2 protein-coding genes are annotated in these 975 nt (G+C 63.7%); both read right to left on the bottom strand.

Features of this window, described 5'->3' with window-relative positions:
- Positions 1-350: 350 nt before the first annotated feature.
- Positions 351-494 carry a hypothetical protein gene (locus tag AC5590_RS00440; RefSeq protein WP_169269020.1) on the bottom strand — a complete coding sequence of 48 codons (144 nt, stop codon included), beginning with the start codon at positions 492-494 and terminating at the stop codon, positions 351-353.
- Between the two features lie 96 nt (positions 495-590).
- The coding region (locus AC5590_RS00435; protein ID WP_211178821.1) for a cob(I)yrinic acid a,c-diamide adenosyltransferase at positions 591-975 on the bottom strand (385 nt) is incomplete at its 5' end.

Below are 975 nucleotides of genomic sequence, written 5' to 3'. Positions count from 1 at the left end.
GGACACTATCCGGCACCATCGCCCTGCGGCAGAGCGGTCAGGCCGGACGCTTACACATCATGTGGCTCCGCTCAGATTAGGGAGCATAGATAGTGCCTGGTCAAGGCGCAAGGTCGGAAAGCGGCGGCTTCGCCCCTGTCCCCCGCCTCCAGATCGTGACCGTCGAACAGGCGATGCAGCTTCGCGAACGTGCCGTGCAACTCCCCGCCCGCCGTGACGACGCCTTCAAGCGCGCCGCGCGGGAAGAGGCCCCTCACCGGCAGGGCGCCCTCGACCTGTAGGGTGCGCTACAGCGCACCACACGTAGGTCGGGGCCTGCCCAGACTGGCGCGAACCCGGCGGAACCCCGCCTAGAACAACCCGTCGCCGCCCTTTTCCTGCTCAACGACCTGGTCCGCGACCACGGCCCCGGCCCCGCCGATCAGCAAAGGGGCACAGCCCGAAACCGCCAGCGCCAGAAGTGTCAGCATACCCATCAGACCCGTTTTCCGCATCTTTTCTCTCCCTGCTCAATTCTTGCCGAATCCCTAACGTCCGCGGCCAACCCGTTGATTTCGTTACAGCCGAAACCCTGTCCACGCGTGGTCAGATCAGAACTCCACCCCTGCTTGAGCCTTGATCCCGGCCCGGAACGGATGCTTGACCAGCACCATCTCCGTCACCAGATCCGCCGCCTCGACCAGTTCTTCCTTCGCATTCCGACCCGTCAGGACCACATGAGTCAAGGGCGGCTTTTCCGTCTTCAGGAACTCCAGCACCTCCCCGATCTCCAGATAATCATAGCGCAGCGCGATGTTGATCTCATCAAGCAGCACCAGCCGGATGGACGGGTCGCGGATCAGCTCCTTCGCCTTCTCCCACCCCGCCCTTGCGGCGGCAATATCCCGGGCCTTGTCCTGCGTTTCCCAGGTAAAGCCCTCGCCCATCGCGTGAAACTGGCAGAGGTCGCTGAAATGGGTGGTGATCAGCCGCCTC

Source organism: Brasilonema octagenarum UFV-OR1 (assembly GCF_963888615.1).
GTDB classification, from domain to species: domain Bacteria; phylum Cyanobacteriota; class Cyanobacteriia; order Cyanobacteriales; family Nostocaceae; genus Brasilonema; species Brasilonema sennae.
Note: the sequence above shows the minus strand (reverse complement) of the source record. Positions and strands in the feature narration are given on the sequence as shown.

What these genes read in the sequence shown, in the direction of transcription:
- AC5590_RS00440 (WP_169269020.1), bottom strand. Translation starts at nt 494, where the DNA reads ATGCGGAAAACGGGTCTGATGGGTATGCTGACACTTCTGGCGCTGGCG.